Consider the following 6,000-nt stretch of genomic DNA (forward strand, 5'->3'; position numbering starts at 1 on the left):
GTGGCAATCGGTACTCAACATAGAAGATCAGCCGCTCCTCGGCGGGAACTCTGAGCCATGGTGCTGAAGACGATCCAGCCGCGGCTCCGCGCCGTGGACACTCGGACGGTGAAGCCGCCTCCCAAGGTGGCTGACGCGGAGCTTCAGACGCCGGAGCACAAGGCCTGGGCGCTTGAGGTGAAGCGCCGCGCCGGATGGCGCTGCGAGTGGCTCGACATCGGCCAGCGCTGCAACGTTGCCGCTCCGGCGCGCCTCTTCGCTGACCACATCAAGGAGCGCCGAGACGGCGGCGCGCCGCTCGACCCGAAGAATGGCCGCTGCCTCCGCGGCAGGGGCCACAGCCTGAAGACCGCGTCCGAGAGAGCTAAGAGGATGAGCGGTTGAGCGTGCGCTGTGGCGCGTCCTGGTCGGTTCAGGTGAGGATCATGAAGCCTGTTGCTGCGATGCCGAGCGAACCGATGATGCCGACCGCGGGCTTCCGAACACCAAGCGGGAAGAGGATCGCAGCGGCGAAGACCCCACACAACATCAGACTGCTCCACACATAGGTGCTTTGGCTCGCATAGATCCACCGACCCGCAACTGGTCCTTCTCTGCTTCCCCAGAGATCGCAGAATGGATCCTTAGGCAGCGCCGAGCAGTCGACTGAAGCTGCTCCTATGGCGTCGGATGCGATGAGCAGAAGTCCGGCCGCTAGGAGAGCCTGAACCGCCATCTCGGCCACGCTGGGACGACGAAGGAGGAAGGAGCTTTGCGCGACCGGCTCTCCAGTCGCTTCTCTGCGACCATTCTTCGAAAGCGACCTCTGAACGGCGACACCGAGGACAGCTGCGCCTAAGCCCGCGATCGCCAGCGCACTCGCTACAGCCGCGGAGCTTCGGGCGTCAGCACAGTCGCTTCCGTCAGGGCACTGATCAAAAATTGCTGAGACCGCCGCCGCCATCACGGGAGCAGCGACTAGAAGCACCAAGACGCCAGAGATGACCAAGAGGATACCGGCGGCGGCGATCGCGCGGTCCCGAACAGAGCGGCTCATCGATCAATACCTCCAACGTGAAACGGGAAGGCTACCTGACCGCGTTGGGGCCGATCCAATCAGCCGGTTCCGCAGCCAAGCAGGATCGGCATGGCCCGCCTCAAGACCATCCGCCCGTGGATCACTCCCACCGGCACCCGCACCATGCACCCCCCGCGAAGACCAGTGATCCGCTCTACCACTCCTCGCCCTGGCGCACGCTGCTGAAGGGCATACTGGCCGATCGGCGGGCGCTGCGAGGGGTGCGGCCGAGCGGTTTGACTAAAGCACTGGAAGGTGGGAGCGCCGCGCAGTGGCTGCATCCCGCGCGGCTCTCGCAGACCCTCAGAGGTCGACAGGCCTGCGTGGCTCTCCCATAGCTTGCGCGGGAGATGGGCTTTATTCACCGACGGGAGGAGCAATGCGTCTGAGCAGGCCCCTTAGATGGTTGTCGCCATTATGAAGAAGGTTCTCGGGTGGCTGGTCTGGGTTTTGGCCGGGGTCGGCCTGACCACCGTCATCGTCTTATCGGTTTATGCCTGGCTTCGGAGCCCTGCTGCCGGTGCGCCCCATCCCGATTTCGTCGACAAGCCGATCGTGTCGCCCGATGGCGCGTTCAAAGCCGTGCGGCTGAACTATAACGGCGGCGGCGCGATCGCGCCCTACTGCTACGATCGTCTGGCGGTCTTGAAGGGTGATGCTCCGATTTCTGATGCTGGCGCGGACGCGGCGATGGTCTTCGGCAGCGACTGCGCCTCCTTCTGGCTCGACAAGGGGCCCGCGATAGAGAGATCGCCGAAGATCGAATGGACCGCGGCCAACGAGCTTAGGGTCACGTTCTCGATCAACAGGACGGCCAACAAGGCCGGCTCATTCAGGCTGCGCAAGCAGGACGCTACAGGCTCGATCCGCATCAGCTTCATTGCCCACGATTGAGGCGATGGTGGCCCGTAGCGTCCGAGGATCGAGGGGGTAGGGGGGTGAAAGTCCATAGCCCATTGGGGAGCCCCGCCACATCGGGTCGCATTTGCACAAATTTTTCGTGCGGGCGGAGAATTCGGCTGAAACTCCTAAAGCGCCCGAAATATCCTCGGCGGCAGGCCGGGTGTCCGGCCCTCATAATGGACAATGGTCATGATGGGTCACCGAGAGAGGCTTCGCGACGCGGACGAGTGGGACGCGTTCCATCGCGGTTCGCGCAGAGTGTTGTGCGTCTTCGATCGAGCCGGGGTGGTCCGGAAGACGAAGGCGCGCTTCAACAGGCGCGTTCGGCGGGAAGCGAAGATTTCTGCTCGTGGTGAGGCCGGGTCAAGCTGAACCCAATCGGGGCGCCTCTGCCGTGGCCAAGCCACGGCAGAGTTTCGTTCCCATCCGCCGATAAGATCTGAACCCTCTCGGCCGCTCCAACGCGGCAGAAAATCCTGCCCCCCATCAGACCGCTACTGTGAGAATAGGCGGGCAGCTTCGAGAAGAATTCGAGCAATATACATTATACGATCGAGTCTTTGCATTAGCAATTTCCTTATATTGCGACGCAGCCAATCCGCGTGGCGCTCGATAGATGTTCAGGCAGACCCGCCAGCGCCTCTGTTTGGGGTGAGCAACGAGTGATCGACTGGACGATGGCGTGCCCGGACTGGCGCAGCCGGATCGTCGAACGCTGCTCGCTCATCCCGTTCGATCCGCTGTTTCCCGACGAGGCCGAGGCTGCGCTCGCCGTCTTCAAGTCGCTCCGGGTGGTCGATCTTCCCGGCCGTTGCAGAACCTGGAAACCTCCTCCGCCTTCCGTGGGCCGTGGGGCGCTTGCCCGCGCCGAGAAAATCTGTTTCATTCAACCAAATGGTTGATCATTTTGGGCAGCTCGATCAGATCTTCCGCGCTTTAGGTGACGCCACCCGCAGGGCCATGGTCCAGCGGCTCGCCGGGGGTCGTCTGAGCGTCACCGAGCTGGCGCGTCCCTTCCCGATGTCCCTCGCGGCGGCCTCGAAGCACGTAAAGGTGCTGGAGGAAGCCGGGCTGGTCCGCCGGACGATCGAGGGACGGGTGCATCATTGCGAGCTTGATCCTCGCCCGCTCGCGGACGCCATGTCGTGGCTCGGCGTCTACACGGCCTTCTGGAACGAGCGGCTCACTGATCTGGAAGCCGTCCTCAGCGAGCGACAGCATGTTCGAGACTGAACCCGACGTCGTCCTGGTCCGGGTCTTCCGCGCCTCCGCGGAGGCGCTCTATCGCGCCTGGACAGATCCCGCCGTTCTTCAGCGCTGGCTGGCGCCGGGACCCTGCACGGTAGAGCACGCTCAAACCGATCTGCGGGTCGGGGGCAGGTTCGAACTGCGCACCCTTGGGCCGGCCGGCGAGCGCCACCGGATCAGCGGACGCTACAAGGCGCTGGAGCCGGCGCGACGCATCCTCAAGAGCTGGATTTATGACGGGCCGCTCGACCTGATGCCGGGCGTGGAGACGCTGCTGCGGATCGACCTCCGTCCGCTCGACGAGGATTCGACGGAACTGCGGCTGACGCACAGCCGCATCACCCGAGCGGACGTTCGGGCCGCCTATGAGGCGGACTGGCCGAGTTGCTTCGACAAGCTCGCGCCGGCGCTGCACTGACAGAACAAGAAACGGGGGAACGGCCATGTCGAACGACCGATCGCGCGCGCCGGGATGGCGCGCCGCCATCAAGCTCTGGTTCCTGCTCGACGTCGTGGTGGCGCTTGCGCCGCCGCTCTACTGGGCGATGGACGGCGATATGACGCCGATCGCCGGCGTGCCGGCCGCGCTGTTCTACTTCCTCGCGGTCAACGTCTTCATCACCGCGAGCCTGGTCACCGCTTACCTGCTCGATCAGGCGGATGGGGAGAGCGCGGCGTGATCGTCACCTTCGGGCTGCTCGCCCTGTTCTTCGCCTTCGTGGTCTGGACGCTCCATCGCAACCGCGTCCTCGACCAGTCCTTCACCGACTACGCCGTCGGCGGCCGCTCCTTCGGCGCGCGCTACCAGGCGATGTCGTTCCTCAACACCTGGTACCCCGGCTCGATGTTCACGGCGTTTGGCGCGCTGTCCGTCACCGCCGGGGTGATGTCCTTCTATGTCCTGTCCTACTCGCTGCTGACGGTCGTGCTGCTGTTCGTGCTGGCCCGGCCGGTGTGGATCTGGGGCAAGACCTACGACCTGAAGACCCAGGGCGACCTGTTCGCGCTCCGCTACGGGTCGCGCCACATCCGCACCATCGCGGCGGTGATCGGCATCATCTCCGGCCTGCCGTGGCTCGTGCTCGGCATGCAGGCCCTCGGCAACCTGTTCCAGGCGATGTCGCTCGGGGCGCTGTCCTTCTCGACCTCCGTGATCGTGGGCGTGGTCGTCATCGCCATCCGGCAGATCTGGACCGTGCGCATGGGCATGCGCGGCGTCGTCATCTCCGACTACGTTCAGGGAATCGTCGCCTATGTGTTCGGCGGGCTGATGCTCGTCATCCTCTCGGTCTGGCTCGTGCAGGTCCGTGGCGCGACGCTCTGGACAATCGATCCCAAACTCTACGCGATCCCCGGCCTCGGTTCGAAGGAAGGGCCGCTTTATCTGTTCGCCCTCATGTTCACGGGAGCTCTGGGAGGCTGGTGCTGGCCCTACATCTTCGTCCGACTGTTCACCGCGGACGGCGTGAAGAGTCTGAAGAAATCAGCCGCGCTCGCGGTCCCGCTGACCTTCCTGTTCGGCGTCGCGCTGCTGATCTTCGGCATGCTCGCCTCCACCACGCCGGAGGCGCTCGCCAAGCCCGACGACGTCTGGTTCATCATCTCGGAGCAGGCAGGCGGCGTCGTTCTGCTCGGCCTCGCCGGGGTGGTGCTGCTCGCAGCCTCCATGGGGCACACAGACGGCAATATCCAGGCTTACGGGGCCCAGCTCGCCAATGACCTGGTCGGCAACTATGTCGAGCTCGACCAGAAGCAGATGATCGTGATCGCCAAGGGAGGGATGCTGCTGCTGACGCTGCTCGCGTCCTGGCTCGCGACCCTTACGTTGCCCGCGCTGTTCTCGCTCGCGGTGCTCGCCTATCAGGGGATCATCCAGCTCGCGATCCCGCAATTCCTTGGCATCTTCTGGAGGAAAGGCAACCGCGAGGGCGCGATCGCGGGCATGATCGTGGGCTTCGTCACGGCGGTGGGCCTGGAGCTCGCCTATGGCGGCCAGCTGCCGTTCGGCTACGGCCTGACGTCGGGCTGCTTCGGGCTTGCGACGAACCTCGCCGTCTATGTCGCGCTGGCCTATCTGCTGCCCCGCTCGGACGAGGAAAGCCGGCGGATCGACGGGCTTTTCGCCGCCGTCGGACGCCCCCGTGCAATCAACGCCACCGCCGGGATTCGACCGCAAAGCCAGCCGATTTGAACCTGAAGCGGCGCAGAAAAGCTGCGGTTTCCTCAAGGTTGAGGTTGGTGCGGCCACTGCTGCCGAACAACCTCTTCTTTGACAGTGTCCGTTCGCCGGCGCGAGTTGAACGGCGGCTTTTGGGAGGTCGCACGACGTCCAGAGTTGGCGCTTTGTTGCCGTCAATGTTGAGATCTGTACAGCAGCATTGCGATGGGCAGTGCGGTTCTGGTCATGAGCAAATTATTCCCGAACCTCTTGGAAGCGCATTCGTCAGGGAAGGGAGTCGCCAGGTCCGCCTGCCGCCGTTCCTGCGCCTGAGCCTGGCCCGACCGACGCCAGGCCGGTGCGGATCGCGAGTCTGACGAGCTCGGCGTCGGTGCGAGCGCCGAGCTTCGCCCGGATGCGGTAGTGCTGGTTCCGGATCGTTTTGGGCGACAGACACAGCGCGTCCGCGATCGCAGGCGTCGAGGCGCCTTCGGCCAGCAGCCGCAGGATTTCGAGTTCGCGCGGCGTCAGAGCCGCGAGCGGCGAGGCGGCGCCGGCGAACCGGTCATGCGCCAGCGCGGTCGCGACGTCCGGGCCAAAGAACCGGCGGCCCGCGGCGATCTCGCGCACGGCG

At 64.8% G+C, this 6,000-nt stretch carries 9 protein-coding genes; 7 read left to right on the forward strand and 2 right to left on the reverse strand.

The window, feature by feature from the left end:
- The first annotated feature begins 57 nt into the window (after positions 1-57).
- Positions 58-384, forward strand: coding sequence for an HNH endonuclease (locus VM780_RS02925; protein WP_325444955.1), 327 nt, complete (start codon positions 58-60; stop codon positions 382-384).
- Positions 385-412: 28 nt separating this feature from the next.
- On the opposite strand, the gene VM780_RS02930 is transcribed toward VM780_RS02925, so the two are convergent.
- Entirely contained in the window at positions 413-1,036 is a 624-nt protein-coding gene (locus VM780_RS02930; RefSeq protein ID WP_325444957.1) for a hypothetical protein, read from the reverse strand.
- Positions 1,037-1,474: 438 nt separating this feature from the next.
- Between VM780_RS02930 and VM780_RS02935 the strand changes: the two genes are divergently transcribed.
- The 6 genes from VM780_RS02935 (at position 1,475) to VM780_RS02960 (ending at position 5,399) form a co-directional block, all read left to right on the forward strand.
- On the forward strand, positions 1,475-1,951 hold the full coding sequence (locus tag VM780_RS02935; RefSeq protein ID WP_325444959.1) for a hypothetical protein: 477 nt from the start codon (positions 1,475-1,477) through the stop codon (positions 1,949-1,951).
- 671 nt (positions 1,952-2,622) lie between these two features.
- The gene (locus VM780_RS02940; RefSeq protein ID WP_325444975.1) at positions 2,623-2,862 is read left to right on the forward strand and encodes a hypothetical protein; all 240 of its coding nucleotides are present in this window, start codon (positions 2,623-2,625) and stop codon (positions 2,860-2,862) included.
- Entirely contained in the window at positions 2,855-3,193 is a 339-nt protein-coding gene (locus VM780_RS02945; protein WP_325444961.1) for a metalloregulator ArsR/SmtB family transcription factor, read from the forward strand. The genes VM780_RS02940 and VM780_RS02945 overlap by 8 nt, the downstream gene beginning before the upstream one ends.
- On the forward strand, positions 3,180-3,626 hold the full coding sequence (locus VM780_RS02950) for an SRPBCC domain-containing protein (protein ID WP_325444963.1): 447 nt from the start codon (positions 3,180-3,182) through the stop codon (positions 3,624-3,626). Before VM780_RS02945 ends, VM780_RS02950 begins: the two co-directional genes overlap by 14 nt.
- A gap of 25 nt (positions 3,627-3,651) precedes the next feature.
- Positions 3,652-3,888, forward strand: coding sequence for a hypothetical protein (locus VM780_RS02955; RefSeq protein WP_325444965.1), 237 nt, complete (start codon positions 3,652-3,654; stop codon positions 3,886-3,888).
- Positions 3,885-5,399 (forward strand): sodium:solute symporter family protein, encoded by a 1,515-nt coding sequence (locus VM780_RS02960; RefSeq protein WP_325444967.1) that lies wholly within the window; start codon positions 3,885-3,887, stop codon positions 5,397-5,399. The genes VM780_RS02955 and VM780_RS02960 overlap by 4 nt, the downstream gene beginning before the upstream one ends.
- A gap of 252 nt (positions 5,400-5,651) precedes the next feature.
- Here VM780_RS02960 and VM780_RS02965 read toward each other — a convergent pair.
- A partial coding sequence (locus tag VM780_RS02965; RefSeq protein ID WP_325444969.1) for a response regulator transcription factor occupies positions 5,652-6,000 on the reverse strand: 349 nt, incomplete at its 5' end.

This window comes from Hansschlegelia sp. (assembly GCF_035538955.1).
Lineage (GTDB): Bacteria > Pseudomonadota > Alphaproteobacteria > Rhizobiales > Methylopilaceae > Methylopila.

Excerpts from the sequence above, each read along its gene's own strand:
- VM780_RS02950 (WP_325444963.1), top strand. The coding sequence starts at position 3,180 with ATGTTCGAGACTGAACCCGACGTCGTCCTGGTCCGGGTCTTCCGCGCC.
- VM780_RS02945 (WP_325444961.1), top strand. The coding sequence starts at position 2,855 with ATGGTTGATCATTTTGGGCAGCTCGATCAGATCTTCCGCGCTTTAGGT.
- VM780_RS02930 (WP_325444957.1), bottom strand. The coding sequence starts at position 1,036 with ATGAGCCGCTCTGTTCGGGACCGCGCGATCGCCGCCGCCGGTATCCTC.
- VM780_RS02935 (WP_325444959.1), top strand. The coding sequence starts at position 1,475 with ATGAAGAAGGTTCTCGGGTGGCTGGTCTGGGTTTTGGCCGGGGTCGGC.
- VM780_RS02925 (WP_325444955.1), top strand. The coding sequence starts at position 58 with ATGGTGCTGAAGACGATCCAGCCGCGGCTCCGCGCCGTGGACACTCGG.
- VM780_RS02955 (WP_325444965.1), top strand. The coding sequence starts at position 3,652 with ATGTCGAACGACCGATCGCGCGCGCCGGGATGGCGCGCCGCCATCAAG.